Below are 262 nucleotides of genomic sequence, written 5' to 3' on the forward strand. Positions count from 1 at the left end.
TTGATAGCGGACATTATTTGGTCTAGTGAAAAGACACGTAATAACAACCTAATCCCCTTGCGCGGCGTTTTTGGCATTGCATTAGATGATAGCGTCATCCATACCAATCCAGTCGATAAGATAAAAAATACTAAGCATCAAGCCCCACCGCCGGACCCATTTAGCCGCGATGAAATGGAGCGCCTGCTTACCTGGTTGCATGACAAACATGGTAAAGATGAAGCTGTATATTGGTTATATTTTGTATTGGCGTTTTGGACAG

1 pseudogene is annotated in these 262 nt (G+C 43.1%); it reads left to right on the forward strand.

The window, feature by feature from the left end:
* Window positions 1-262: pseudogene (locus AAEY75_RS15720) on the forward strand (site-specific integrase); the annotation flags it as partial.

It is taken from the genome of Psychrobacter sp. TB55-MNA-CIBAN-0194 (assembly GCF_040309505.1).
Taxonomy (GTDB): domain Bacteria; phylum Pseudomonadota; class Gammaproteobacteria; order Pseudomonadales; family Moraxellaceae; genus Psychrobacter; species Psychrobacter fozii.